Annotated in this window: 20 protein-coding genes and 1 pseudogene; 13 read left to right on the top strand and 8 right to left on the bottom strand. The window is 67.0% G+C overall.

All coding sequences use genetic code 11. The annotated features are described in order from the left end of the window. Positions 1–290 precede the first annotated feature (290 nt). Positions 291–803, top strand: a complete 513-nt coding sequence (locus QW887_RS17170) for a YcgN family cysteine cluster protein (RefSeq protein WP_315716130.1) — start codon at positions 291–293, stop codon at positions 801–803. A gap of 168 nt (positions 804–971) precedes the next feature. Beyond that, positions 972–2,555, top strand: a complete 1,584-nt coding sequence (locus QW887_RS17175) for an MDR family MFS transporter (RefSeq protein ID WP_315716131.1) — start codon at positions 972–974, stop codon at positions 2,553–2,555. A gap of 152 nt (positions 2,556–2,707) precedes the next feature. On the opposite strand, the gene QW887_RS17180 is transcribed toward QW887_RS17175, so the two are convergent. The 4 genes from QW887_RS17180 to QW887_RS17195 all read right to left on the bottom strand — a co-directional run bounded on the left by QW887_RS17180 (position 2,708) and on the right by QW887_RS17195 (position 10,002). After that, a complete protein-coding gene (locus tag QW887_RS17180; RefSeq protein WP_316194726.1) occupies positions 2,708–4,441 on the bottom strand; it encodes a cell envelope biogenesis protein TolA in 1,734 nt (577 codons plus the stop codon). A gap of 12 nt (positions 4,442–4,453) precedes the next feature. Continuing rightward, the gene (locus QW887_RS17185; RefSeq protein WP_316194727.1) at positions 4,454–6,571 is read right to left on the bottom strand and encodes an OmpA family protein; all 2,118 of its coding nucleotides are present in this window, start codon (positions 6,569–6,571) and stop codon (positions 4,454–4,456) included. 259 nt (positions 6,572–6,830) lie between these two features. Then, positions 6,831–8,423 carry an MBL fold metallo-hydrolase gene (locus tag QW887_RS17190; RefSeq protein WP_316194728.1) on the bottom strand — a complete coding sequence of 531 codons (1,593 nt, stop codon included), beginning with the start codon at positions 8,421–8,423 and terminating at the stop codon, positions 6,831–6,833. Positions 8,424–8,469: 46 nt separating this feature from the next. Further along, positions 8,470–10,002: a thymidine phosphorylase family protein gene (locus QW887_RS17195; protein WP_315753061.1), complete on the bottom strand. Its 1,533-nt coding sequence runs from the start codon at positions 10,000–10,002 to the stop codon at positions 8,470–8,472. Between the two features lie 382 nt (positions 10,003–10,384). Between QW887_RS17195 and QW887_RS17200 the strand changes: the two genes are divergently transcribed. After that, positions 10,385–10,549 (top strand): Flp family type IVb pilin, encoded by a 165-nt coding sequence (locus QW887_RS17200; RefSeq protein WP_315716136.1) that lies wholly within the window; start codon positions 10,385–10,387, stop codon positions 10,547–10,549. A gap of 182 nt (positions 10,550–10,731) precedes the next feature. Here the strand turns inward: QW887_RS17200 and QW887_RS17205 are convergent, their stop codons facing one another. The 4 genes from QW887_RS17205 to QW887_RS17220 form a co-directional block, all read right to left on the bottom strand. Next, a complete protein-coding gene (locus QW887_RS17205; RefSeq protein WP_315753059.1) occupies positions 10,732–12,228 on the bottom strand; it encodes a porin in 1,497 nt (498 codons plus the stop codon). Then, on the bottom strand, positions 12,225–12,575 hold the full coding sequence (locus QW887_RS17210) for a hypothetical protein (protein WP_315753058.1): 351 nt from the start codon (positions 12,573–12,575) through the stop codon (positions 12,225–12,227). The genes QW887_RS17205 and QW887_RS17210 overlap by 4 nt, the downstream gene beginning before the upstream one ends. Positions 12,576–12,635: 60 nt before the next feature. After that, positions 12,636–13,637 carry a LysR family transcriptional regulator gene (locus QW887_RS17215; RefSeq protein WP_316194729.1) on the bottom strand — a complete coding sequence of 334 codons (1,002 nt, stop codon included), beginning with the start codon at positions 13,635–13,637 and terminating at the stop codon, positions 12,636–12,638. A 466-nt stretch (positions 13,638–14,103) separates the two neighbouring features. Next, positions 14,104–15,078 carry a Ku protein gene (locus QW887_RS17220; protein WP_315753055.1) on the bottom strand — a complete coding sequence of 325 codons (975 nt, stop codon included), beginning with the start codon at positions 15,076–15,078 and terminating at the stop codon, positions 14,104–14,106. Positions 15,079–15,339: 261 nt separating this feature from the next. Between QW887_RS17220 and QW887_RS17225 the strand changes: the two genes are divergently transcribed. From QW887_RS17225 to QW887_RS17270, 10 genes and pseudogenes are all read left to right on the top strand, one after another. Next, a complete protein-coding gene (locus tag QW887_RS17225) occupies positions 15,340–15,492 on the top strand; it encodes a hypothetical protein (protein WP_315756472.1) in 153 nt (50 codons plus the stop codon). 274 nt (positions 15,493–15,766) lie between these two features. After that, on the top strand, positions 15,767–16,441 hold the full coding sequence (locus QW887_RS17230; protein WP_006614547.1) for a response regulator transcription factor: 675 nt from the start codon (positions 15,767–15,769) through the stop codon (positions 16,439–16,441). Positions 16,442–16,503: 62 nt separating this feature from the next. Further along, complete coding sequence (locus QW887_RS17235; protein WP_316175909.1) at positions 16,504–17,880, top strand: sensor histidine kinase; 1,377 nt, start codon at positions 16,504–16,506, stop codon at positions 17,878–17,880. 110 nt (positions 17,881–17,990) lie between these two features. Continuing rightward, entirely contained in the window at positions 17,991–19,457 is a 1,467-nt protein-coding gene (locus tag QW887_RS17240; RefSeq protein WP_315716144.1) for a hypothetical protein, read from the top strand. 106 nt (positions 19,458–19,563) lie between these two features. Then, positions 19,564–19,833: a hypothetical protein gene (locus QW887_RS17245; RefSeq protein WP_315716145.1), complete on the top strand. Its 270-nt coding sequence runs from the start codon at positions 19,564–19,566 to the stop codon at positions 19,831–19,833. A 138-nt stretch (positions 19,834–19,971) separates the two neighbouring features. Next, positions 19,972–21,075, top strand: a complete 1,104-nt coding sequence (gene ccmI, locus QW887_RS17250; RefSeq protein WP_316194730.1) for a c-type cytochrome biogenesis protein CcmI — start codon at positions 19,972–19,974, stop codon at positions 21,073–21,075. 31 nt (positions 21,076–21,106) lie between these two features. Continuing rightward, positions 21,107–21,625 (top strand): cytochrome c maturation protein CcmE, encoded by a 519-nt coding sequence (gene ccmE, locus QW887_RS17255; RefSeq protein ID WP_315753052.1) that lies wholly within the window; start codon positions 21,107–21,109, stop codon positions 21,623–21,625. Beyond that, a pseudogene (locus QW887_RS17260) lies at positions 21,622–23,599 on the top strand (heme lyase CcmF/NrfE family subunit). Before ccmE ends, QW887_RS17260 begins: the two are co-directional and overlap by 4 nt. A gap of 5 nt (positions 23,600–23,604) precedes the next feature. Then, positions 23,605–24,090 carry a cytochrome c-type biogenesis protein gene (locus QW887_RS17265; RefSeq protein ID WP_316194731.1) on the top strand — a complete coding sequence of 162 codons (486 nt, stop codon included), beginning with the start codon at positions 23,605–23,607 and terminating at the stop codon, positions 24,088–24,090. Between the two features lie 330 nt (positions 24,091–24,420). Beyond that, entirely contained in the window at positions 24,421–25,764 is a 1,344-nt protein-coding gene (locus tag QW887_RS17270; protein ID WP_316194732.1) for a HAMP domain-containing methyl-accepting chemotaxis protein, read from the top strand. Positions 25,765–26,079: the final 315 nt, after the last annotated feature.

Raw genomic sequence — 26,079 nt, forward strand, 5'->3', positions numbered from 1 at the left:
AAGTGGGGCTGGGGGCCATCGAAGGGTCTTGCGCGATTGTTGCGGCAAACCCATGGCACTGCATAGTCAGCCGCCCGAACCCGAGCACCTGACCCCAAGCCGCGTTGCCGGCGCCGCCGCCGGAGTGACTCAATCATCTATCTAGCCGAGCGGGGGTCACAAACCAATGGTTCCGCTCACAATTTGATACACAAAGCTAACGTGCCGCCGTAATCGGCAAAGCCCCTTGCGCGGCTTGGGGCCGGGCAACTAGATGGCGACCACCTCACGCCCTCTTTGAGAATCGCCCGATGACCGCACCGCTCAAACGTCCCTCGGGCCAGGAGGGAATGTTCTGGAAAACCAAGATCTTGGAAGAGATGTCCGAGGTGGAATGGGAGAGCCTCTGCGATGGCTGCGGGCGCTGCTGCCTGGAGAAGCTGGAAGACGAGGATACCGGCGACATCTACTTCACCCACATTTCCTGCAAGCTCTTGGATGCCGGGCTATGTGCCTGCAAGGACTACCCGAATCGTTCCGAACAGGTGTCGGATTGCGTTCGCCTGACACCTGAGAACGTCCGCACGCTGACCTGGCTGCCACCGAGCTGCGGCTACCGCCTCGTGGCTGAGGGGCGCGATCTCTACTGGTGGCATCCCCTGATCTCGGGCGATCCTCAGACGGTCCATGAAGCCGGCGTCTCGGTGCGCGGCCGGGTCGAGGGCACCGAGGACGACGTTCCGGACGACCAGCTCGAGAACCACATCGTGCAGTGGCCGGTGCTGCTGCCGAAGCGGGCCAAGTTGAAGCGACGGCCGAAATAGCGCGATCACCTCGCACCCGCAGCAAGTCACGATGATGCGACCGTTCCCGTGCTGTCGGAATGCACCCATGCACCCGACCCGCTGCCGCACGGGAAAATTATGCCTTAAGTAGTTCGCCAGTCAGCGAATCCGCGCGGCGTCGTCGCGCCCGGGCACGGCATTCATCCCATGAACAAGTTTGATCGGCAGACGCATTACCCTGCCGCGTCCCAATCCCTGCCCGAAGAGATCGCCGCCGAGCTGCCGGCCATTCCGCCGCAGGTTCAGGCGATCGAGGATGCGCCGTCGCTTGCGCCGCCGGTACCGCTGACCCAGGCCGAGGTGCGCACCATCCTGATGAGCCTGCTGCTGACGATGTTCCTGGCCGCGCTCGACCAGACCATCGTGGCGACCGCGCTGCCGACCATCGGCCGCGAGTTTCAGGACGTCACCAATCTCTCCTGGGTGATCACCGCCTACCTGCTGGCGTCGACCGCGGTGGCGCCGGTGTTCGGCACGCTCTGCGACATCTATGGCCGCCGCTCGATGATCATCACCGCGCTCAGCCTGTTCGTGGTCGGCTCGGTGGTCTGCGCGCTGGCGCCGAACATGCCGGTGCTGATCCTCGCCCGCGGCCTGCAGGGGCTGGGTGGCGGCGGCATCATGCCGGTGGTCCAGACCGTGATCTCCGACGTCGTCAGCCCGCGCGAGCGCGGCCAGTATCAGGCCTATTTCAGCGGGGTCTGGCTGCTCGCCGGCCTGCTCGGGCCGGTGATCGGCGGCTTCTTCGCCGACCATCTGCACTGGTCGATGATCTTCTGGATCAATGTCCCGCTCGCGATCGCGGCGCTCGCATTGCTGCTGCCCAAGATGGGCCGGCTGCCGGTCTATCACCGGCTGCGCAAGGTCGACTGGGCCGGCGGCCTGCTGCTGATGGCCTCGGCCGTCGTGTTCATGCTCGTGCTGACCTGGGGTGGCCACAAGCTGGCCTGGCTGTCGCCGACCCTGCTGGCGATGATCGGCAGCGCGGTGGCGCTCGGCTTGGCCTTCGTCTGGCACGCCAAGCGGGCCGATGAGCCGTTCCTGCCGCTGTCGCTGATGGGCGGAACGGTGGTGCCCTACGGCATGCTGGCGAGCGGCTGCGCACTCGGCGCCCTGATCGGGCTCACGGTCCATCTGCCGCTCTATTACGAGCTGGTCTATCATTTGACCCCGAGCCAGGCCGGTCTCGGCCTGATTCCGATCGCGGCGATCTCGACCCTCGGCGCCGCGGTTGCCGGCCGCACCATGGCCCGGGTCAAGCACTACAAGCGCGTCGCCATCGTGGGCACGATCATCGGCACCATTGCCGCCGCGGTCATGACGGTGACGACGCCGTCGCTGTGGGGGCTGATGGTGCTGCTGTCGATCTACGGCATCGGGCTCGGCACCGCGTTCCCGATCTCGGTGGTGTCGCTGCAGAACGCGGTGGACCGCTCCCAGATCGGCACCATCACCGGCGCGATGAACTTCTTCCGTTCGATGATGTCCTCGTTCACGGTTGCGGCCTTCAGCGCCATCCTGCTGATGGCGCTGGGCGCCGACATTTCGCTGGCCGAGGGCGCCCATGGCGCGGTCAGCGGCATCGCGGAAGCCGACATGATCCATGCCTTCCGCTTCGTCTATGCCGCGGCCACCGCGATGCTGGCCTGCGCCTCCGTTTGCATGATGCTGATGGAGGAACGGCCGCTGGCCGGCCCGTCACGCAGCGAGGCCGTCGAACTCGCCGAGTAGGAAAGCAGGGTGGGCACGGCGCCATCACCATCGCGCGTGACGAGAGGGCAAGTCAGCGCCTTTGCACACCCGACGATTCGCTTAGATCATGATGCGATTCCACGGAATCGCATCATGATCCACTTTTCCGGATCATGCTCCAGTTGGCGCCGCTACTCGCGTGGTTGCACGATCTCGACGTTGTCCTGCCCGCGGGAGCCGTCGTCGGCGGATGACTTGACCAGACCAGCCTCGACGCGGCGGGCGAATTCCGTGGTCCCGCCGCTTGCGAGCTCCTTGGCCTGCGCGACCCATTGCTCGCGCTCGATCCGTCCTGCGAACGCCAGATACGAGCCGACCCATTTGGCGTGCTCGGCGGTCCAGGCCGCGATCTGCGCGAAATGCCAGATGCCGAGGCCGTGCAGCCGCGCCTCGTTCTGCTTGCCGATGCCCTTGATCAGCTTGAGATCGTCGGCCTGGCCGCCGCGCGGCGCGACGAGCCCGAGCGGGCGGGCGCCGCCATGGACGTCCTCGTTCTCGACGGGCGGCCTCAGCGCCGGCAGGTGGGCCAGGAGGTAGCTCGCCTCGTCCTCGCTCAGCGGCGCGTCGGCATGTTCGTCGATGGTGATCGCGCCGGACTTCACCGCGCTGGAATGCGCGGTGTCGAGGCCGGCCGCGAGCAGCTTGGCCTGCGCGATCCAGTGCTCGCGCTCGATCCGGCCGGGAAAGGCCATGTGATGGCCGACCCAGCTCGCATGGTCAGGCGACCACGCCGCGATCTGGCTGAAATGATGCACGCCGATGTCATTGAGGACGCGCTCGTTCTTGGGCCCGATGCCCTTGATCAGCTTGAGATCGTCAGCGGCGCCCTCGGGGGCGGGCAGGGCCGGCGGTCTGTCGTCGGCCGAGGCCGGGCTCTCCGGGGCCGATGATGCGGCGACCTCGGCGGCAAGCCGTTCCGCCTCGGCGTCGGCGGCAAGGCGATCGGCTTCCGCGCGTGCGGCCGCTTCGGCGGCGAGGCGATCGGCCTCGGCTTTCGCGGTCGCTTCGGCCGCGAGACGCCAGGCTTCCGCCTCGGCTTTCGCAACGGCCTCTGCCGCAAGACGGTCTGCTTCGGCTTTCGCCGCTGCTTCGGCGGCCAAGCGTTCGGCTTCGGCCTTTTCAGCCGCTTCCGCCGCAACACGATCGGCCTCTGCTTTCGCGGCTGCTTCCGCAGCGAGGCGGTCGGCTTCGGCTTTCGCGGCGGCCTCCGCAGCACGGCGCTCGGACTCGGCGTTCGCCGCCGCCTCGGCAGCGAGACGTTCGGCTTCGGCCTTCGCTGCGGCTTCGGCCGCCAGGCGATCAGCCTCGGCCCTTGCCGCGGCTTCCGCGGCGAGCCGCTCAGCCTCGGCCTTTGCGGCCGTTTCGGCGGCGAGACGCTCGGCCTCCGCCCGTGCAGCGGCTTCGGCCGCAACACGTTCGGCTTCAGCTTTCGCGGCAGCTTCAGTGGCAAGGCGATCGGCCTCGACGCTGGCTGCGGCTTGCGCAGCCGGCGATGGGCTGTCCGCCCAAGGACGAGCCGCCGCGGTTGCGCCAGCGAACGCGACGCTGCTTCCAGGCCCGCCCGGCGACATCGCACTGGTGTCACCCAACCCGACATATTCCCTGAGCTGTCCGCCGATCAGGCAGCCGAGCAGATAGGCGCCGACCATCAGCAGGCCGACCTCGAGCCACAGGCCGGCACGTCCGGGCAGCACGGTCAGCAGCGCCATCAGGATCCCGATGACGAGAGCGAGCGTCGCCGGCAGCAGCCAGCTTCTCAGCCAGTCCGGCCGTGGCTCGTCCGACCAGGTGCGCCAGCCGACAAAGCCGCCGATGCCGACGGCGAGGATGATCCAGAACGGAAATGTCGCAAGGTCGTACATCATGATGTCAGCGCCTCACTTGACGACGAATTCGATGCGGCGGTTCTGCGCGCGGCCTTCGGCCGTGTCGTTGGAGGCGACCGGCTTGGTCTGGCCGTAGCCCTCCGAGGTCATGCGCGAGGTGTCGATGCCGGCGTCGCCGATATAGCCGACCACCGCCGCCGCCCGGCGCTTGGAGAGGTCCATGTTGTCAGCTTCGTCGCCGACATTGTCGGTGTGGCCTTCGATCGCGATCTCGGCATCCTTGCAGCGCTGCGCAACCTCGATCAGGTGATCGAGCAGCGCCAGCGAGGCGCGGCTCAGCTCGGCGCTGCCGGTGCTGAAGCGGATGCGGCCCTTGGCGAGCAGCCCGTTGAACGCCGGCTGGCACTCCGCGACCGCGAGTGGCGGGCTTTCCGGCTTGACGCCGATCTTGACGTCGTCGAGCTTGAAGCCGCTGCCGACCGCCTCGGCGAGCTCCTTGCGGACCTGCTCGGCCGACTTGTCGTAGATGGCGAGCCCGTCGACCGTGATCGCCGCGTCCTTTGCCGTCAGCGCGCCGGACCACAGCCGCGCCAGCGCCGGGAACGTCGCCTTCAGCGACTGCACGTAATCCTTTGGCGCACCGTCGCCGATCTTCAGACCGTCCTCGACCGTCTCGGTGATGAAGGTCGTTGTGGCGGCGTCGACGAGATCGCGGCGCGCGGCGTCATCAGGGACATAGCCGCTCAGCCTGACACGGCCGTCCTGCTTCTGCAGTCCGAACGCGTAAGGCGAGACCGGGCCGTCGCGGACGTCGATGGACGCGAGCGCAAACGGCGCGGGCAGGGCGGCGGCCAGTTGCTCGCGCACGGCTGCGCCGGTGACGTTGGCGAGTCCGACGCCCCTGAGCGAGACCTGGGTGTCGTTGATCTCGGCGCGCCCCTGCGACAGCCCGGCGAGCTGCTGCAGCAGGCTCGCGCTCGCTTTGGCAAGGTCGCCATCCGGGGCGCCGCGGGCGATGCCGATCTGGCTCTTGATCGGCTTGCCGTCGAACTGTCCACTGGCGGAGCCCAGCATCGCATCGCGGGCCGCTCCGCTCGGCGCGAGACCTGTGAGGCTCAAGCTGGTGCCGTCGAACTCCGCCGACCAGCGATAGGGCTTGATTTCCGGCGGCAGAATCTCGGCTTTCGCCAAGCTCAGCCCGGTCGGCAGCTTGCCGATCCCGGCCATCGTTTCATCGTAGGCGGCGGTGGAGGGGGCCTCGCCCGAAATCGCGTAGGTGGCGTCGGAGATGACGACGCGGCCCGTGCTCAGCCTGGTAAGCTCCGCCAGCGCATAGGACGTGTAGGCGCCAAAATCGCCAGCAGGCGCGCCACGCGCGATCTGCATGTGATGCATCACCGACGCGCCGGGCCAGGCCTTGATCGCGGCGGCCTCGAGCGCGCGCCTGATATCGTCATTCGGAACGACGCCGGACATCACCAGCGTGTTGTCCTCGCGAACCGCGCTCCAGATGAACGGCTTTGCCTCCGGCGGCAGGATCGCCACCTTGTCGAGCACGGCGCCGCCCGGCAGCTGCCGCGTCGCCGCGACGGCAGCCTCATAGACGTCCGATGAGGCGGCGGCACCTGCGATCGAATAAGCCTTGTCCGCGAGCGCGAACGTGCCGCCATTGAGCTTGGCGGCCTGGACCGATCCATGGCTCGCGATGGCCGCGAAGTCGGCCGGAGCTCCCAGCGCATAGGAGAGGCGATCGACCACTTCACCACCGGACGAACGGACGGCATTGAGCACGGCATTCCGAACGGCGGGCGTCGGCACCGCGCCTTCGAGCACGAGCTGGCCGCCGTTTCGCGTGGCGCGGAGGGCATAGGGCTTCGGTGTCGGCAGCTTGTCGTAGGTGCCTTCGACGAGCCGGACGCCGCTGACCGATGCGGCGTCCTCCAGTTTCGTCGACTGATCGGGACTGAACTCCGGCCCTGCGATGCGAACGTCGCGGCCCGCGACCGTGACCTTGAGGGCCGCGGCTGTGTCGGGGACGGCGGCCGCGACGGCGGCGCGTGCCCGCGGCCCAATGTCGTCCTCGACATCAGCCGTCTTGAAGCTCACGGCCGCGAGCCAGAGCACGGCAACAGCGATCAGTCCCGCCCACCATTTCGATGGTTGATGCATGTGAGAGCCCCTCGTTTCCCCACCTGCGCCCGGTTCACCCGGATCGTTCCGTTGTCATGAACCACGTGTCGAGCCTATCAGAACAGCACTCGGAGACCAGCCGTCGGCACGTTGTGTGTTTCAATATGCACAAGCTGCGAGAGCGTCGCCGTCTGCGAGCTTCGCACCGCACCTGATGGTCCCTCAAGGTGCGATCAAAGTGTGACCGTTCGACGACGAACATCGCAGGCGCGCGGCCTTCGCGGCTACGCCGCTCGCATCACTCTTCCAGCGCCCGGCGCAGGCGGCGGATGATGACGCCGCGGGCACGATCGTCGGCGGCTTGCTCGATCCGCTCGTGGATGTCGAGCAGCAGGCCCGACATGTCGTTGTGCCAGTCCAGCCGGGTGACCGCCTCCGGCGCCAGCCGCCGCCGGCGCGCGACGTCGAGCGGCGTCGGCACCGCGCTCGTCAGCTCGTAGACGTCGTCGAGCAGGGGGGAGAACACTTTCGCGGTCGGCACGATCCGCTCGGCGACGCGCGCTGCCAGCGCCGCGATCGCGGCATCCTCGCCGTGGGACAGAAAAAGGCCGCGCGCGATCGGGCGGCGGGCCGCGATCCAGCGGGCGATCTCGGCGCCGTCGGCGTGGCCGGAATAGTCGTCGATCATGCGGATGCGGGCCGCGACCTTGATCTCCTCGCCCTGGATGCGCACCGCCTTGACGCCGTCCTGCAGGAAGCGCCCCAGCGTGCCGGTGGCCTGATAGCCGACCAGCAGCACGGTGGCGCGGTTGTTCCACAGCCAGCGCTTGAGATGATGGCGGATGCGACCGGCATCGCACATGCCGCTGGCGGCGATGACGATGTGAAATCCGGTCAGCTTGGCGATCGCCTTGCTTTCATCGACCGTCTCGGTGAAGCGCAGATGCGGCGACGACAACAGACGGCCGACATCGCTGCCGCCGTCGAGGCTCTCGGTGTGCGCGCGAAACACCTCGGTGGCGTGGATCGCCAGCGGCGAGTCCAGGAACACCGGCGCGGCCGGAATCTCGCCGCGCTCCATCAGGCCGACCAGATCGACGATCAGCTCCTGCGTCCGCTCGACCGCGAAGGCCGGGATCAATAGCGCGCCCTTGGCCGCCGCCGCGTCGCGCACCTCGCCGGCCAGACGGCCGCGGCGCAGCTCCGGCGTGGTCGGCTCGCGAATCCGGTCGCCATAGGTCGCCTCCGAGATCACGTAGTCGAATCCCTCGGGCGCTTTCGGATCGGGCTGCAAGAGCTTGGCGTCGGGCCCGACATCGCCGGAGGCAAGCAACCGCAGCGGTCCGCCATCGGCGCCTTGTCCTGCGAATTCGATCTCGATCGAGGCGGAGCCCAGCAGATGCCCGGCATTCCAGTAGCGGGCGCGAATGCCTGGAATGATCTCGGTCCAGGTCTCGTAGGGGACGGCTTGGAAGTATTGCAGGGCGGCGATGGCGTCGTCCTGGGTGTAGATCGGGCTGACCTCGCCGCGGCCGCGCGCGATGTTGCGGCGGTTCAGCGCCAGCACCTCCTGCTCCTGGATGTTGCCGGCATCGGGCAGCATCCATGAGCAGAGATCGATGGTGCCGCGCGTGGCGAAGATCTTGCCGTCGAAGCCCATGCGCACCAGCTTCGGCAGCAGGCCGCTATGGTCGATATGCGCATGCGTCAGCAGCACGGCGTCGATGTCGGCGGGACGGAATGGGAAGTCGCCGTAGTTGAGCTCCTTCAGCGTCTTCTGGCCCTGGAACAGGCCGCAATCGATCAGGAACTGGCTCTTGCCGCTCCGCACCAGATAGCAGGACCCGGTGACGGTATGCGCGGCACCGCAGAAGCGAACGGTCACACTCATGCGGCGGTCTCCCGAGGACGATGGATCGATGCTCGACGACGGTTCATCACGAACGACCATTCGCGCCGTCGGCGAAGCCATAGCCGTGGTTGGCGGCGGCTGCGGCTGCGGCCAGATCATGCTCCGACGGATCGCAGGTGAACACGCGATAGAGTGGCTCACCCTGGTCGACACGATCGCCGATCTTCTTGAACAGCATGATCCCGGAGCCCTTGTTCACCGGCGCGCCGGCGGTACGCGCCAGGCGATTGAGCCGCAGGCAATCGATCGCGGACACGACACCGTCGCGCTCCGCCTTGACGTCGAAGGCGAGATCGCCGAGCTCGCTGCGGCATTCCGGCGGGCCCTGCGCATCGATGATCTTCAGCATCTGCTTGAGCGCCGCGCCGCTGTCGAGCAGCTCGCGCGCCCTGTTATAGCCGGCGCCGCCGCGCAGCTTCGGATCATATTCGAGCAGATGCGCGGCGAGCCGCAGCGACTTCTCGCGCAGGTCCGCAGGCGCCGACGGCTCGTTGCCCAGCACCGCCATCACGTCGCGCGCCTCCAGCACCGGACCGATGCCGTTGCCGATCGGCTGGCGGCCGTCGGTCGTGATCACCTCGACCTTGAGCCCGAAACGGTCGCCGACGAATTCGAACAGCTTGCGCAGGCGCATCGCCTCCGCGCCGCTGGTGAGCTTGGCGGTCGGCCCGACCGGCAGGTCGAGCAGCAGATGCGTCGAGCCGGCGGCCAGCTTCTTCGACAGGATCGAGGCGACCATCTGCTCGCGGGTGTCGAGGCTGAGCGGGCGCTCGACCGAGATCAGGACGTCGTCGGCCGGCGACAGATTGACGTGGCCGCCCCAGATCACGCAGCCATTGCAGGCCGCGACGATCGACTTCATCTCGTCGGCGCCGACATTCACCCGCGCCAGCACCTCCATCGTATCGGCGGTGCCGGCTGGCGAGGTGATCGCGCGCGAGGAGGTTTTTGGAATGGTCAGTCCGTGGGCGGCGACGATCGGCACCACCACCATCGAGGTGCGGTTGCCGGGTATGCCGCCGATGCAGTGCTTGTCGACCACCACCGGCTCGGGCCATTTCAATTGCGTGCCGGCATTGGCCATCGCGCGCGTCAGCGCCAGCAGCTCGCCGGAGCTCATGAAGCTGGCTGAGCCGATCAGGAAAGCCGCGATCTCCATGTCGGAGTAGCGGTAGTGGGTGAGGTCCTCGATCACGGCAGCGATCGCCTGGTCGCTCAAGGTCTCGCCCCGGATCTTGGCGCGCACCGCTTCCATGCTCTCGGGCGGGGTCGCTGGCGACACCGTCGCCCGCGTGCCGGCCGGCTCGGCGAAGCGCCGCATCGCCGGCTCCGACAGGCCGATCTCGTCGGGGCCGACCAGTGCGTCGTCGTCCGTGATCAGAAGGGTCGCCAGCAGCGTCCGCGAGTTGCAGCGCAGCTCGACGCGGCTGAAGCCGCGGAACACCTCGGGCCGCAACGCCTTCGAGCGGCGGGAGATCACGACCACGTTCTCGCGGCCGGTGTCGAGCGCGACGCTGCGGATCTTGAGCTGGGGACGGGCGGAATCTGTTGTGCTCATGGCGATCAGGATAACCTTTAAGGCGGTCCACGCCATCGCCGTTGACCCAGATCATGACGTGGCATCTGGCGGATAAGCCGAATTTTTTCTGAATGTGTCGGACGAGGATTCAGCGGCTCGGCTTTGCCGCCAACCGGCCGGGGGCCGCGGACTGAGAATAAAGCGAAGCAAGTTCAGTTGCTTGCACTCCGGTTCGGATCTCGGAGGTCGGGCGAGGGCGGGCCTGCGATGGAATGCCGGCTCCGAATCTGGGCCGCGCAGGTACCTCATCGGGTTAACCGATTGTTCAAGCCGATGACGGAGGGTTTCCGGCGGGGCGTCCATCCCGGCCTCGGCGCGCCCTTCCGGCGCGTCAGATGATCGAGCCCGACCGGAGAGGTAGATGCGGCAGTTGATTGCGAGCTTCCTGAAGAATCAGGCTGGCGCGACCTCGATCGAATACGCCATCATTGCCGGCGGATTGAGCATCGTGATCCTGGCGGCCGTCAACGGCCTGGGCTCGGGACTGAGCAGCAAGTTCACCGCGATCAACACCTCGATCAAGTAGCCGGCCGGTCACGCCGCTGCGCGATCATCGCCGTCAGACAAGTCACAGGCGTCGTGATCCGCACGACGCCTGCCGCATTTCGCCCCATCCCTCGCGACGCGCCGCCTGTCTCCACGAACGAAGCTTCCGGCGGGGGCATCGCCGGAAGCTCGTCGAGCAGTCAGAGGTTCAACAGCCCAGCTTCAAAAGTTGCGCTGGGCGCGCAGCAGCATGCTCACCGTGTCCTGGTCCTTGAGCTGGTAGATCGCGGCCGGCTTTGCCGTGCTCGTGACGGCCGGAGCAATCGCCGTGCCCGAATATTTCTGGTCGAGGTGGCTGTAGGTCACGTCGGCCGAGAAGGTGAGGCCCTTGACCGGCGTCCATCGGGTGATGAGGCCGATCTGTCCGAGATTGAAGTCGGGATTGCAGGTCGAGCCCGCGGTCAGCATCCCGGTGGCGGCGATGCCGGCACAGATGAGGCTCGATCCCGTCTGGCCATAGCGCACCTGGGCATAGGCGCCATACAGCGCCGTATTCCAGCGCGGATCCCAATTGTGGGTGAAGGCGCCGCGCATGCCCCAGGTCTGCACGGTCGACAGGCCCGTGCCGGTGCCGAACACCGCGTCGCCGACGCCGGCGAAGCCGATGCTCTGATAGGCGCCGGCTACGCCCGTGCTGCCATACATCGAATAGGTCGTGTTGGCGAGGCTCTGGAAGTTGTAGCGGCTCGCGCCGTCGGTGTAGACCGCCTGCAGGTTGACGACGTCGCCTGGACCGGTCGGGATGTTCTTGATCGACAGCGCCAGTTGCGCGGCCCAGCCCCACTTGTCGGAGGGATGACCCGAGGTCTCGGACGCGCCGTAATAGGCGGCATGATTGTCATGCGCGGCGAACGACGCCTGGAAGATGCCCCACGCCTGGTCGACGCGAACCATGCCGATGATGTCGGGAGACACCGTCCCGCCGAAGCTGCTCGAGCCATAATTGCCGCCGAGCACGCCGGCCGCGGTGATGCCCGAGGTGTTCCAGATGTTGGTGGTGAAGAACTGCGTCTGGTCTTCCAGCGAGACCGCGGCGGTGATGCCCTGGCCGAAATCGGCGGTGTAGGTGAACTGGTTGACGCCGTTGTTGGAGCCGCTGCCGCCGACCAGGCCGTCGAAATTGTTGCCAGGATAGTTGGTCCAGGGCGCGTCGAAGGTCGACACGGCCTTGCCCATCGTGAATCCGGCGAACTGGATGAAGGCGTAGTAGACGCCGACGATGCCGCCCGAGATGGCGTCGCCGGTGTAGGACGTCGCGCCGGCGCCCGCACCGCCATAGGAGCCCGAGGTCCAGTTCAGCACGGTCTCGAAATAGGTACGCACCACGCCATATTCGGTCGCGGTGCGCGTATCGATGTTCAGATCCTGGCGCGAACGGGTCTGATAGCGGTTGCTCAGGCGGTTATCGGCGCCGGCCTGGCCTGAATAGGCGCCACCATAGTTGCTGTTGGTCCACAGCGCGGTCTCGGCGCGCAGATAGCCGCCGAGCTTGATGCAGGTGTCGGTACCGGGAATGTAGTAGAAGCCCGTGCCGTACAGCGAGCACACCTTCACATATTCGACGGCTTTGGCCTTCAGTGGAAGATCCGCAGCCTGCGCCGCCGCGGCGGACAATATCACTGCTCCCGTTCCGAGTAGCAGGCCCCTCAACGTCTTCATTTCCCGTTTCTCCGGTTGATGGCGATGCACACGGCCCCCCGCGTGTCGCCCCTGGCTTCGCCAGATTGCCGCTCCCACACCTCTGATTCCGACGACGGCTCGATCAGCGCGGCCGGCGGAATGGTTGAATGAAGTGTGCATGAGCCAATTTCAATTTGATGAATGCGCTCTGCTTTGTTCGAAGCCCACTCGATCGTCGTTAACACGCTGCTCGCACGCACCAGCATCGACGCAGTCACGCCGCGGTTTTGGCCTCGCGGTGTCGATTTGTTAATGGTGATAATCGTGAATAGGTTAGATGGGAATCCCGAACAATCCCGGTGCACATCGCAAGCTGCGTACATCATGGCGCGTTCGCAGCGCCGCTGCCGACGCGCGATTGACCTCTCCAGCCTCGCAACGCGATCTCAGCGACGGTTGGGCTCGACGTGAATCGACGTTCGATGTGACGTCGCTGCTACCAACCCGCGTGCGTCGTAATCCGCCGCGCGCGACATTGCGTCCAGCGTGACGCCGCTGCGCCAGCGCTTGACGAAGTCGAGAAAGACCTGCAGCGGCATCGGCGGTTGCCGGCGGCTCGGATGGTACAGGAACAGTCCGGGCGTCGCGTAGCGCCAGCCGGGCAGCAGCCGCATTAGCCGTCCGTCGGCCAGATGCGTCTCGATCATCGGCTCGACGAGATACGCGACGCCGATGCCGTCGAGCGCGGCATTCAGCGCCAGATCGAAGTCGTTGACGATAAGGGAGCCGTCCACGGCAATCTCGGTGCGCTCGCCGCCCTTTTCGAAGATCCAGGGCTGCAGCGTATCGTCGGCAGGGACCCGATGTCGGATGCAATTATGGGCCTGGAGATCCTCGGGCACGGCCGGCGCGGGATGCGCCGCGAGATAGCCGGGGGCGGCAACCGCAACGAAGCTGCACTCGTCGAAGACGCGGATGACCTTCATGTCGCGCTCCACCCGGTGGCCGGATCTGATGCCGGCATCAAAGCGATTGCGCACGATGTCACTGTTGGTGTCGTCGACAGCCAGTTCGATATGGATGTCCGGGTATTCGGCCAGGAATGACCTGATCAGCGGCCCGAGCCCTCTCACGGCGAACACACGGGATACGGTCAGGCGCAGGGTACCCATCGGCTTGTCGCGGAACGCGTTGATGCTCTCGATGGCCTGGTCGACCCGTTCGAGAATCGGCTGGATCTCCGCCAGCAGGCGCTCGCCGGCCTCGGTGAGGGCCACGCTGCGCGTCGTCCGGTTGAACAGCCTGACGTCCAGCCGCTCCTCGAGGCTCTTGATGGTCTGGCTGATGGTCGGCAAGGAGCAGCCGAGATGAGCGGCCGCCTTGGTGAAGCTCAACGAATCCGCGACGGCTGCGAAAGCGGAGAGCTCGGACAGCTGAACCCGTGCCATCGCTAGGCGTACTGCGCCCGGCGTTGGTCCGCATCGTGCTGAAACATCCACATCCCCCTGATACGCCGCGTCGTGCGGCTGAGACGACTTCGCCAGCGTCGTCCCGACCGATCAGGCACATCAATCTTCCATCAGGAAGCCTACGCCCGGATCACCATCCCGCGCCGCAGAGCTAGGTGCGACGTGATCATTCCGCAAGCATCGAAGTGATGTCGAAACGATCACAAATCCGCGCCTGATCGCCGGACCACCATCGCAGGATCGACTTACCTGACCTAGGCAGATATTTTTTCCACCAATTGGGGGGGGATCGATGCAGTGTCCTTGGTGGATGACCCGCAACACCACGCGCGATGGCGTGCCCACGGCAACAGCTGGAACTCGCGAGAGTCGCGGTCGAGCGACCATTATGCACAGGACCCGTGCGCCGCGCGAAGGTTCGGAGGTCGTTCGCCGTATCGAGGCCTCAACTGGCCTTGCGTGAGCGTGCGGTGGTTCGTGCCGGCTTCTCCGACTTCTTCGGCTCCTCGGCCTTCTTCGGCTCGTCCTTGGCCTTCTTGCCGCTGATCGGCAGCAGCATCTCGCGCTGGCCTTCGACGCGCTTCTTCGGCTTCTTGGCCTTGGCCTTCGGCGCGGGGGCGCCAGCGGCGGGCGCCTTGTCACCCTCGCTGGCAAGGCTGCGCTTCAGGGCGTCCATCAGGTTGATGACGTTGCCGCTCGACTTCGGTGCAGCCTTGGCGGCGATGGTCACGCCGCTGCGCTTCTTGTTGATGAGCTCGATCAGCGCGGCCTCGTAGTGATCCTCGAAGTTCTCCGGCTGGAAGTCGGCCGATTTCTTCTCGACGATGTGCTTGGCGAGATCCAGCATGTCGCTGGTGATCTTCACATCCTGGATGTCGTCGAAATATTCTTCCTCGTTGCGCACCTCGTAAGGGTAGCGCAGCAGCGTTCCCATCAGGCCCTTGCCGAGCGGCTCCAGCGCGATGATGTGCTCGCGATTGGTGAGCACGACCCGGCCGATCGCGACCTTGTCCATGCTGCGGATGGTCTCGCGAATGACCGCGAAGGCGTCGTGGCCGACCTTGCCGTCGGGGACGAGATAATAGGGACGGATCAGATAGCGGCTGTCGATGTCGGTGCGCGGCACGAACTCGTCGATCTCGATCGTGTGCGTCGATTCCAGCGCGATGTCCTCGAGCTCGTCCTTGGTGACCTCGATGTAGGTGTCGGTGTCGACCTTGTAGCCCTTGACGATGTCGTCATTGGCGACTTCCTCGCCGGTCTCGGCATCGACCCTGCTGTATTTGATGCGGTGGCCGGTCTTGCGGTTGATCTGGTTGAAGGAGACCTTCTCGGACTCCGACGTCGCCGGATAGAGCGCGACCGGACAGGTCACGAGCGACAGGCGCAGAAAACCCTTCCAATTGGCGCGCGGGGCCATGACCTACTCCACTTAACTCCGAACTAACGGCTTGCTCCGAACCGGACTGCTGCGGGCGTCGTTCTCGCGGCAGCCGCGAGGATAACACCCGAGGCTGCGGATTCAACAAGCTGGCCGGCAGATTCTCGGATCGGCGTTAACCCGTCGCAGGGGGCGCCGCCCGGAACATCATCTGGCTGCCGACGTTGCCAACGGGAGTGCGTGACAGAGCGCTTCACCGCTCGGAATGCGAATAACGAATAACAGTGAGCTGAGGGCACCATGGCAGCCAGACGACCGACGCAGATCGTCGAGACCCCCACCGAAGCGCGGCAGGGCGAGCCTGGACCGTCCGTCCTGGCGATCCTGGCCATCTCCACCGGACTGGCGCTGCTCGTCCTTGGCCTGATCTGGTTCGTGTTCTTCCGCACCTGACGCGAGGACCGTTCGATCCGCTCCATTGCGTGGCCGGGTAACGTCCGTCCGCGTCCCTCAGATCCGCGTTCGAGCCCCGCCATCCGTGCGGCGGGTCTTCTCATGCCCGTCTTTCAGAGCTTATATCCGCCCCAATTCTGTCGGCCCCTGCCGGCGGTCCCGATCGAGATGACCAAAAAGTAACCTGGTCGCTCGGGTTCCGTTCATGCACGGTTCACGGCCTTCCGGTTCATCTTGAGGGCGGAAATCGTGCAGTTCAGCTTTGGAGGCAAGCGTGCGTCTGCTCGTTGTCGAGGACGATCCGGATCTCAACCGTCAGCTCACCACGGCCCTGAGCGACGCCGGCTACGTCGTGGACCGTGCGTTCGATGGGGAGGAAGGGCACTATCTGGGCGACAGCGAGCCCTACGACGCTGTCGTGCTGGACATCGGCCTGCCCAAGATGGACGGCATTTCGGTGCTGGAGGCGTGGCGGCGCAATGGCCGGGCGATGCCGGTCTTGATTCTCACCGCGCGCGACCGCTGGAGCGACAAGGTCCAGGGCTTCGACGCCGGTGCCGACGACTACGTGGCCAAGCCCTTCCACCTGGAAGAGGTTCTGGCGCGCATCCGCGCGCTGCTGCGCCGCTCGGCCGGCCACGCCCAGAGCGAGCTGACCTGCGGGCCGGTCACCCTCGACACCCGCACTGGCAAGGTCAGCGTGTCGGGCAACCCCGTCAAGATGACCTCACACGAATACCGCCTGCTGTCCTATCTGATGCATCATTCCGGCCGCGTCGTCTCGCGCAGCGAGCTGGTCGAGCATCTCTACGACCAGGACTTCGACCGCGACTCGAACACGATCGAGGTGTTCGTCGGCCGCATCAGGAAGAAGCTCGACTGCGACGTCATCCAGACCGTGCGCGGCCTCGGCTACCTGCTGACCCCGCCGCCCGCCGCAGGCGCCTGATCCGTTTCCTGAGCCAGCCATTCGAGGTGGCCGGGCGCCGGCCGTTTCGCTAGTTTGCGGTCATGCGCCAGAGTTCACTTGCCACCCGGTTGTTCCTGTCCGCGACCGCGTGGCTCGTGGTCATTCTCGCCATTACCGGCATCGTGCTGTCCTCGGTGTATCGCAACGCGACCGAGCGCGCCTTCGACCGACGGCTCAACCTCTATCTGCGCACCCTGATCGCCGAGGTCGCCACCCCCGACGATCCACCGGACCGCCAATTCCAGTCCTTGGGCGAGCCGCTGTTCGAGCTGCCGCTGTCCGGCTGGTACTGGCAGATCACCCGTACCGACGCCGAGAAGCCGGAGGTACGGGCCTCGCGCTCGCTGTGGGACAAGAAGCTGCCCAAGCTGGAGGAGCAGGGGGTCGAGCTCACGGCGGCCGGGATCCGGATCGGCTATGTCGAGGGGCCGGAGAACCAGGACCTGCGCATGGTCGAGCGCCCGGTGGATCTCGGCTCCGACGGCAAGTTCCTGGTCAGCGTCGCCGGCGATGCCTCGGAGATCTTCGACGAGACCCGCAGCTTCGACTACTACCTCGGCGGCACCTTCACCGCGCTCGGGATCGTGCTGCTGCTCACGACCATCTTCCAGGTCCGCTATGGCCTCGCGCCGCTGAAACGCATCTCCGAATCGATCGCCGACATCCGGTCCGGGCGCGCCGAGCGGCTGGAAGGGGAGTTTCCGGTGGAGATCGCGCCGCTGGCCCGCGAGACCAATGCCCTCATCGACGCCAATCGCGAGATCGTCGAGCGGGCGCGCACGCATGTCGGCAATCTCGCCCATGCCATCAAGACGCCGCTCTCGGTCATCGTGAACGAAGCGGCGACCCATGCGGCGGACCCCTTCGCGGCCAAGGTGATGGAGCAGGCGGACGTCATGCGCGACCAGGTCGCCCACCACCTCGAGCGGGCGCGGATCGCCGCGCGCGTCACCATCGTGTCCACCGTGACGGAGGTGACGCCGGCCATCGAGGCGCTGCGCCGCACCATGGAAAAGATCTACCGCGACCGCAGCATCGTGGTCGAGGCGACCGCCGATCCCGCCGCGCGGTTTCGCGGCGAGCGCCAGGATCTCGAGGAGATGGTCGGCAATCTGGTCGACAATGCCTGCAAATGGGCGGCTTCGCGGGTCTCGGTCGAGCTCACCGTGGAGCCGCCGGCCCAGTCCGGGGCCTCGCCGATGCTGCGGATCGTGGTCGATGACGATGGCCGCGGCCTTTCGGCGGCCGAGCGCGCCCAGGTGCTGCGGCGCGGCCAGCGGCTGGACGAATCCAAGCCGGGGTCGGGGCTCGGGCTGTCGATCGTCACCGATCTGGCCGCGCTCTATGGCGGCCGCCTGACCCTGGGCGATGCCCCGACCGGGGGACTGCGGGCGGAGCTGAGACTTCCCGGCGTTTGACGGGGCGGCGAATTTCGCCATCCTAAAGGTGTTCTTAATACCGCGGACGCTATGGTTCGGGCAGGGGTGCGCGATGTGCGCTCTCGCCGTGGAAATTTGCACGCCGGCGCATGGGTCAGACAGCTCACGAGCGGTTAAGGGAATATCTCGGGCAGCTGCCGCCGAACGCGCAGTCGCTCCTGATGCGCGAATTCGAGCGCGCCATCGAGCGCGGCCAGGACGTCGCCGTGGCGACCCTGGTGCTCGAACAGCTGCGCAAGGTGGTGCGGCCCGTCGCGCCGCCGGCTCCCGCTCCAGCAGCCGACCCGGCGCGGCCCCAACCCGCCATCGAGGTCGCCCGTCCGCAAGGCCGCGACGAGCGCCGCCAGAGCGGCGATGGCCCGCGTCGGCTGTTCCGGCCGCTCGACCCGTTCCTCACCGATTCCACCGGTCCTCTCCGTCCCGGCCAGATCCGCCGTGCCTCGCTGCTGCCGGTCTGGCAGTGGCTCGGTCGCGAAGGCGCGCCGGAGCGCTACGCCGAATTCGAGGCCGCGATGTCGGTCTCCGGCGACAGTTCGCGCGAGGTCGAGATGGCCGCACGCAAGCTGCAGCGCGCCGCCGCCGAGGCGCTGATGAACCTCGTCGGCCCCAACGCGACCGGCGACCGCCAGCGCGCGCTGGCCCGCATCGGCGCCCCCAGCGTGATCGAGGATCTGCTGCCGATCGCGCTGGTGCTGCAGAACCGCGAGGCGCTCGACGGCCTCAACGGCCGGCTGCCCGGCATCATCCGCGTGCTCGGCGATTCGCAGATCGCCTCCGTCACCGAAGCCATCAACGTGCCGTCGCTGCAGACGCCCTCGATGCTGCCGTTCGCACTGTCGCTGGTGATGCAGCGGCTCGCCGCGCCCTGGCAGATCATCCGTCTCGCCACCAAGATCGCCGCCTCCGACGACGAGATCAGGGTCGCCGCGACCCCGTTCGGCGTCGCCGTCACCATCGCGCTCAACGATCTCGCCGGTCTCGCCTCGGTGCTGCGCGCCGACATCCGGCGCGGTCATTTCTCCGATCTCGGCGATACGCTGAAGACGCTGCATGACGGCGTTCGCGGCCTGCGCACCGAGCTCGACCTGCGCTCGGAATCGAACTGGGGCAAGCAGCTCACCGCGATCCGCGCCGACATCTCCAATGCCCTGCAATCGGAGATCGACAGCGTGCCTGGCCGCGTCCGCCGCATCCTGCGCCAGCGCGCCGACAAGGACATTCCGGCCGGCGCCGGCGTCGATGGCAGCGAGGTCGAGGAGGTGGCTGCACTGATCGAGTTCGTCGCCGTCTGCCGCAACTATGCCAGCGAGCTCGCGATCAACGAGGTGACGCTGCGGACCTATTCCGATCTGCAGCAATATGTCGAGAAGGCCACCGAAGCGCTGGTGCAGTCGCTGCGCTCGGGCGACGCGCGGGCGCGCGCCTATCGGCAGTCGCAGGTGTCGGCGGCGATCCGCTTCTGTCACGTCCTGTTCGGCAACGACTACGCCCAATTGATGAGCAGGTCGGCCGAGAACGCGATGAACGGCGAGCGAAAATCCTCGCGCGCCGGTTGAGATTTTCTGCTAGTCTGTCGACGTTTTTGATTTTGCAATTTCAGGTTGACCTCGCCCCGGGGCCACGCATAGGTTCCGCCAAGTTCCATCCATTTTCATCAAGACCATGATTTCCGTCATCAACTTCGTCGAGGTCGAGAACCGCGTCGTCCGCGCGACCTATCGCAACCTCATGATCAAGGCCAAGGTCGTGCTCGTCGACAAGACGAGCGGGGCGCCACTTCCCGATCCCGTCACCACCATCGCCTCTCCGGTCCCGGTCGGGTCGCTGCGGATCAGGCTCACCGACCATGTCCGGCCGGGCACCTATTTCCTTATGGCCCTGAACGGGCACGGCAGCTATCTCGCCAAGAGCGCTGAGTTCGAGGTCCCCTAATTACGTAATCCTCCTGAGTTTTTTGGCGCGGACGGCTGCGCTACCACGGCGGCAAATGTGAATTGCCGCCGGGAACGGTGCTGGTTAAAAGCGGCGCGAGGCGCGCCTGCCGGTGGGCGCTGACTGGAACTCTGTCTGATGACTCTCTGGTTCGTGTTCGCCGTGATGACGGCCGCGGCGATCTTCGCCGTCCTGCTGCCGCTCGGCCTGGGCGCGCGGGCCGCGTCTGGCGGTCGCGAGGTCGTCGTCTACAAGGATCAGCTGGCCGAGATCGAGCGCGATGTCGAAACCGGGCTGATCGGCAAGGTCGAGGCGGAAGCCGCGCGGGTCGAGATCGGCCGCCGCCTGCTGGCTGCCGCCGACCAGGAGGGCGAGGCTGCGGGGAAGCCGAGCCTCGGCCTGCGCCGCGCGGCGGCCGTGCTGGCGCTGATCGGGGTGCCGATCGTGGCGCTCGCGGTCTACCTGCCGCTCGGCTCGCCGCAACTGCCGGATTTCCCGCTCACCGCACGCGCGGCGCCGCCCAACGGGACGCAGCCGCTGGAAACGCTGGTGGCGCAGGTCGAGCACCACCTGCAGAAGAACCCGACCGACGGCCGCGGCTGGACCGTGCTCGCCCCGGTGCTGGCGCGGCTCGGCCGCACCGATGACGCGATTCGGGCCTATCGCAACATGATCACCTATGCCGGCGACGGCGCGGCCAAGCGCGCCGATCTCGGCGAGATGATCACGGCCGCCGCTGGCGGCGTCGTCACTGCCGAGGCCAAGGCGGAGTTCGAGCGGGCTCACGCGCTCGAGGCCGACGAGCCGAAGTCGAACTACTATCTCGGTCTCGCCGCCGAGCAGGACGGCCGCAAGGACGATGCGGCCAACATCTGGCGGGCGATGCTGGGCAAGGCGCCGGCGGATGCGCCGTGGCGGCCGCTGGTGACGGCGGCGCTCGGCCGGGTCGGCGGCGGCGAGGTGCCGGCGCTGCCGAGCGAGGCGATGGCCGCGGCCAAGAGCATGAGCGACGGTGACCGCGAGACGATGATCCGCGGCATGGTCGACCGGCTGGCGGCGCGGCTGAAGCAGAATGGCGACGACGTCGAGGGCTGGTTGCGCCTGGTGCGCGCCTATGTCGTGATGGGCGATCTCGACAAGGCCAAGGGGGCGTTGTCGGATGCGCGGCAGGCGGTGTCCGGCGATGCCGAGCGGTTGCGGCAGCTCAACGAGGGCGTGAAGACTTTCGGCTTGGATGGATGAGCGGCGCTTCCGCCGCCAACGGGATCAAGGGATGACACGCAAGCAGAGGCGTTTGACGATCATCGGCGGGGCGCTGTTCGTGCTCGCGGTCGCCGCAGGGCTGGTGCTCAACGCGCTGCGCGACTCCATCGTGTTCTTCTCGACCCCGACCATGGTCGCAGAGAAGCATATCGGCCCGGGCAAGCGCTTCCGGCTCGGCGGCCTGGTGCAGCCGGGCTCGCTGAAGCGCGGCGACGATCTCGCCGTCAGCTTCGAGGTCGCCGATGGCGGCGCCAAGCTGCCGGTCGCCTACAAGGGCATCCTGCCGGATCTGTTCCGCGAAGGGCAGGGCGTCGTCGCCGAGGGCGCGCTCGATGCCGACGGCGTGTTCAAGGCCGATACCGTGCTCGCCAAGCACGACGAGACCTACATGCCGAAGGAAGTGGCCGATGCCCTGAAGAAGCAGGGCCATTGGAAGGACGATTACGGCAAGCCGAAAGGCGGCGCCAAACCGGGCCCGGTGTCGATGCGCGAGGGCACTGACAAGAGCGCGGCAGGAGCGACGCAGTGATTGCAGAGAGCGGACATTACGCCCTGGTGCTGGCGCTTGCGCTGGCGCTGATTCAGTCCACCGTGCCGATGCTCGGCGCGTATCAGCGTGACGTCGCCCTGATGAATGTCGGCCGCTCGGCCGCGCTGGCGCAATTGCTGTTCGCCGGTCTCTCCTTCATCGCGCTGATCACGTTGCACGTGACCTCGGATTTCTCCGTCGCCAACGTGTTCGAGAACTCGCACTCGATGAAGCCGCTGCTCTACAAGATCACCGGCGTGTGGGGCAACCACGAAGGCTCGATGCTGCTGTGGGTGTCGATCCTGGCGCTGTTCGGCGCCATGGTCGCGGCCTTCGGCAACAACCTGCCGCTGTCCTTGCGCGCCCGCGTGCTCGCGGTGCAGGCCTGGGTGGCGACCGCGTTCTATCTGTTCATCCTGACCACATCGAATCCGTTCGCGCGCCTCGCCAACCCGCCGATCGAGGGCCGCGATCTCAATCCGGTGCTGCAGGACATCGGCCTCGCCGTGCATCCGCCGATGCTCTATCTCGGCTATGTCGGCTTCTCGATCTCGTTCTCGTTCGCAATCGCAGCCCTGCTCGAAGGCCGCATCGATGCCGCCTGGGCGCGCTGGGTGCGGCCGTGGACCCTGATGGCCTGGATCTTCCTGACGCTCGGCATCGCCATGGGCTCGTACTGGGCCTATTACGAGCTCGGCTGGGGCGGCTGGTGGTTCTGGGACCCGGTCGAGAACGCCTCGCTGATGCCCTGGCTCGCCGGCACCGCGCTGCTGCACTCCGCTGTCGTCATGGAGAAGCGCAACGCGCTCAAGGTCTGGACCATCCTGCTGTCGATCCTGACCTTCTCGCTGTCCCTGCTCGGCACCTTCCTGGTGCGCTCCGGCGTCATCACCTCGGTGCACGCCTTCGCCAGCGATCCGACGCGCGGCGTGTTCATCCTCGGCATCCTCGTGCTGTTCATCGGCGGCAGCCTGACGCTGTTCGCCGGCCGCGCCACCGCGCTGAAGCAGGGCGGGCTGTTCGCGCCGATCTCGCGCGAAGGCGCGCTGGTCTTGAACAATCTGCTGCTCACCGTGTCCTGCGCCACCGTGCTGTTCGGCACGCTATACCCGGTGATCATGGAGGCGCTCGACTTCAAGCTCTCGGTCGGCGCGCCGTTCTACAACATCACCTTCGGCCCCTTGTTCGCGCTGTTGCTGCTGATGGTGCCGTTCGGCCCGATGCTGGCGTGGAAGCGCGGCGACCTCGTCGCGGCGGCCCAACGGCTGCTCGCGGCCGGCGTCACGGCGCTGGTGACGATCGCGATCGTCTGGGCCTGGGCGCGCGGCGGCAGCGCGCTGGCGCCGCTCGGCATCGGTCTCGGCGTGTTCGTCATCACCGGCTCGGTCGTCGATCTGGTCGAGCGCAGCGGCGTGGCCCGCGTGCCGTTCAAGACCGCGCTGCACCGGACGGCCGGCCTGCCGCGCTCGGTGTGGGGCACGGCGTTCGCGCATGCCGGCCTTGGCGTCGCGCTGCTCGGCATCGTCTGCGAGACCACCTGGAACAGCGAGCTGATCAGCACGCTGCGTCCGGGCGACGTCCGCAATCTCGCCGGCTACCAGATCAAGTTCGACGGCATGAGCCAGCGCCAGGGCCCGAATTTCAGCGAGGTCGTCAGCACCTTCGTCATCAGCGAGGACGGCAGGCAGCTCAGCGTCCTGACGCCTAGCAAGCGCAGCTTCGCCACCCGCGGCATGTCGACGACGGAAGCCGCGCTGATGACCCGCGGCGTCAGCCAGCTCTACGTCTCGCTCGGCGATGCCACCGCCGACGGCGGGCTGGCCGTGCGCATCTATCACAAGCCGCTGGTGCTCTTGATCTGGTTCGGTCCGGTGCTGATGGCGTTCGGCGGCCTGCTGTCGCTGTCCGACCGGCGCCTGCGCGTCGGCGCGCCGCGGCCGGCGCGCGCCGCGCGCGCTGCAGCCGGCGGAGTAGGGCGGATGCGACGCAGTCTCGGCTTCCTCGCGCTCGCGCTGCTGCTGCTTGCCGCACCGGTCGCGCATGCCGTGCAGCCCGACGAGGTCATGTCGGACACCGCCAAGGAGCAGCGCGCCCGCGCGCTGTCGCGCGAGCTGCGCTGCATGGTCTGCCAGAACCAGTCGATCGACGATTCCGATGCGCCGCTGGCGCGCGACCTGCGCCTGCTGGTGCGCGAGCGTCTCGCCGCCGGTGATAGTGACAATCAGGTGCTGGATTTCCTGGTCGCGCGCTACGGCCAGTTCGTGCTGCTGAAGCCGCGGTTCGAGCGCCAGACCCTCCTGCTGTGGCTGCTGCCGCCGGTGCTGCTGCTCGGCGGTGGCCTGGCGCTGTGGTGGCAGGTCCGCCGCCGCGGCCAGCACGGCGCGGAGGCCACGCCGAAGCTGACGGCCGAGGAGGAGGCGCGCCTCGCCGCGCTGATGGCCGCCGAGCAGCCGCCGGCGACGTGATGATCCGCTAACGTCACGATCCCCTGCCAGTTAGTTACTCCGTCATGCCCGGGCTTGACCCGGGCATCCACGTGGATCCCAGAGTGCCGGACGACGTGGATGGCCGGGTCAAGCCCGGCCATGACGACGGAGAGAGGCGGGCTGAAAGCGCGCGTGGTGCGAAGGCCGGCTGTCGCGAGTAAGAAGCGTGCGCAGCAAATGAGAACGCGCCGTCGATCCGCAAAACCCCCGTGCTTTCCCGTGCTCCGCACCTACCCGCGCTTTCAGCTTATTTTACCTTTGTCTGGAAGTGTGCGTTGACATTCCGTCTGACGTACCCGGGCAAAGCCGATGTTCTCCAACAGCAATCTGACGATCCGCTTCCTCGTGGGAGGCGTCGTCGCCTCTCTCCTCATGCTGTTGGCGATCGGCGGCGGCACCGGCTTCATCGCGGTGCTCTATCTCAACAACCAGATCACCAGCCTGTCGTCGGACTTCGCCAATCTCAGCGGTCCCGCCCGTGATCATGCGATGCTGATCTATCAGCAGGCGCAGTCGGCGTTCTCCTACTTCCTGATGGCCTGCGCGGCCATCGCCGTGTTCGCCAGCGCCGTCTGCCTGATGACCTATGCCGCCGTGCAGAACGGCATCCTGCGCCCGCTCGCCGCGATGGTCTCGGCCATGCGCGACGTCGCCGACCAGAAATACGACACGTCGATTCCCGGCCTCGGCCTCAGCAACGAGATCGGCCAGCTCGCGGGCGCGCTCGAGGTGTTCAAGACCAACGGCATCGAGCGCCAGCGCCTCACCGCGCGCGAATTGCAGGAGGCGCAGCGCCAGGGCGAGCGCTCGCGCTTTCTCGACGGCCGCATCCATTCCTTCAACGACCTCGTCGCAAGCGTCGTCAGCAGCGTGGCGTCCTCGGCCATCCGGCTGAAGAGCAATGCCGAGACCCTGTCGCGCGCCGCCAACGACACCTCGGCCAAGGCGAATGCGGTCGAGGCCGCCGCCAACCACGCCAATCGCAGCGTCCAGACCGTGGCCGGCTCGACCGAGGAGATGACGAGCTCGATCGGCACCATCAGCCGCCGCGTCTCCGACGCCACCCAGCGCGCCGAGGGCGCGGCCTCGCAGGCCGAGAAGAGCAAGAACACCATCCACGCGCTGTCGGACGCCGCCGAGAAGATCGGCGCCGTCGTCCAGCTCGTGCAGGCGATCGCCTCGCAGACCAATTTGCTGGCGCTGAACGCCACCATCGAGGCCGCCCGCGCCGGCGAGGCCGGCCGGGGCTTCTCGGTCGTCGCCTCGGAGGTGAAGAACCTTGCCAACCAGACCAGCAAGGCGACCGACGAGATCTCGGCCCACGTCGCCAGCATCCAGGGCATCACCGCCGAGACCCGCGGCGCCATCGACGGCATCTCGACCACGCTCAGCGAGATCAGCGCCATCATGTCCGGCATCGAGGTCGACACCTCGCAGCAGCGCAACGCCACCCAGGACATCTCCCGCAGCGTCCAGGAAGCCGCCCGCGGCACCCTCGACGTCTCCAACCACATCGCCCAGATCAGCTCCACCTCCGCCGAAACCGGCCGCCTCGCCACCGACGCCCGCGACGCCGCCGGCGAGCTGTCGCAACAGGCCGAGACGCTGAAGCGCGAGGTCGATGCGTTCATCGTGAGCGTGAAGGCAAGTTGATCGGGCGGCTAGCGCCGCGCGACAACAGCCAGCCATCATCTCCGCCGTCATTCCGGGGCATTCGCGGCACGCGAATGAGCCCGGAATCCATAACCACGAGCGGTTGTGGTGGCGACGGGCCGTTTCGGCGTATTGCTCCACCAACTGCGAGTCGTGGCTATGGATTCCGGGCTCGCGCTCACGCGCGCCCCGGAATGACGGCGGCGAGAGCGTCGTCCCCGCCATGACGCGAAGCCGTCGCCCAGCCCTCCGCTGTCGTCCCTGCGAACGCAGGGACCCATAGCCACAGGGAGATGCTGTTGTGCGGGATGTCGG

It is taken from the genome of Bradyrhizobium sp. SZCCHNRI3052, from assembly GCF_032484895.1.
Classification (GTDB): Bacteria; Pseudomonadota; Alphaproteobacteria; order Rhizobiales; family Xanthobacteraceae; genus Bradyrhizobium.

What these genes read in the sequence shown, in the direction of transcription:
- QW887_RS17225 (WP_315756472.1), top strand. Translation starts at nt 15,340, where the DNA reads ATGGCAGCCAGACGACCGACGCAGATCGTCGAGACCCCCACCGAAGCG.
- QW887_RS17185 (WP_316194727.1), bottom strand. Translation starts at nt 6,571, where the DNA reads ATGCATCAACCATCGAAATGGTGGGCGGGACTGATCGCTGTTGCCGTG.
- QW887_RS17245 (WP_315716145.1), top strand. Translation starts at nt 19,564, where the DNA reads ATGATTTCCGTCATCAACTTCGTCGAGGTCGAGAACCGCGTCGTCCGC.
- ccmI (WP_316194730.1), top strand. Translation starts at nt 19,972, where the DNA reads ATGACTCTCTGGTTCGTGTTCGCCGTGATGACGGCCGCGGCGATCTTC.
- QW887_RS17235 (WP_316175909.1), top strand. Translation starts at nt 16,504, where the DNA reads ATGCGCCAGAGTTCACTTGCCACCCGGTTGTTCCTGTCCGCGACCGCG.
- QW887_RS17175 (WP_315716131.1), top strand. Translation starts at nt 972, where the DNA reads ATGAACAAGTTTGATCGGCAGACGCATTACCCTGCCGCGTCCCAATCC.
- QW887_RS17200 (WP_315716136.1), top strand. Translation starts at nt 10,385, where the DNA reads ATGCGGCAGTTGATTGCGAGCTTCCTGAAGAATCAGGCTGGCGCGACC.
- QW887_RS17170 (WP_315716130.1), top strand. Translation starts at nt 291, where the DNA reads ATGACCGCACCGCTCAAACGTCCCTCGGGCCAGGAGGGAATGTTCTGG.
- QW887_RS17195 (WP_315753061.1), bottom strand. Translation starts at nt 10,002, where the DNA reads ATGAGCACAACAGATTCCGCCCGTCCCCAGCTCAAGATCCGCAGCGTC.
- QW887_RS17265 (WP_316194731.1), top strand. Translation starts at nt 23,605, where the DNA reads ATGCGACGCAGTCTCGGCTTCCTCGCGCTCGCGCTGCTGCTGCTTGCC.
- QW887_RS17240 (WP_315716144.1), top strand. Translation starts at nt 17,991, where the DNA reads ATGGGTCAGACAGCTCACGAGCGGTTAAGGGAATATCTCGGGCAGCTG.
- QW887_RS17210 (WP_315753058.1), bottom strand. Translation starts at nt 12,575, where the DNA reads ATGATGTACGCAGCTTGCGATGTGCACCGGGATTGTTCGGGATTCCCA.
- QW887_RS17190 (WP_316194728.1), bottom strand. Translation starts at nt 8,423, where the DNA reads ATGAGTGTGACCGTTCGCTTCTGCGGTGCCGCGCATACCGTCACCGGG.
- QW887_RS17220 (WP_315753055.1), bottom strand. Translation starts at nt 15,078, where the DNA reads ATGGCCCCGCGCGCCAATTGGAAGGGTTTTCTGCGCCTGTCGCTCGTG.
- QW887_RS17270 (WP_316194732.1), top strand. Translation starts at nt 24,421, where the DNA reads ATGTTCTCCAACAGCAATCTGACGATCCGCTTCCTCGTGGGAGGCGTC.
- QW887_RS17180 (WP_316194726.1), bottom strand. Translation starts at nt 4,441, where the DNA reads ATGATGTACGACCTTGCGACATTTCCGTTCTGGATCATCCTCGCCGTC.
- QW887_RS17215 (WP_316194729.1), bottom strand. Translation starts at nt 13,637, where the DNA reads ATGGCACGGGTTCAGCTGTCCGAGCTCTCCGCTTTCGCAGCCGTCGCG.
- QW887_RS17205 (WP_315753059.1), bottom strand. Translation starts at nt 12,228, where the DNA reads ATGAAGACGTTGAGGGGCCTGCTACTCGGAACGGGAGCAGTGATATTG.
- ccmE (WP_315753052.1), top strand. Translation starts at nt 21,107, where the DNA reads ATGACACGCAAGCAGAGGCGTTTGACGATCATCGGCGGGGCGCTGTTC.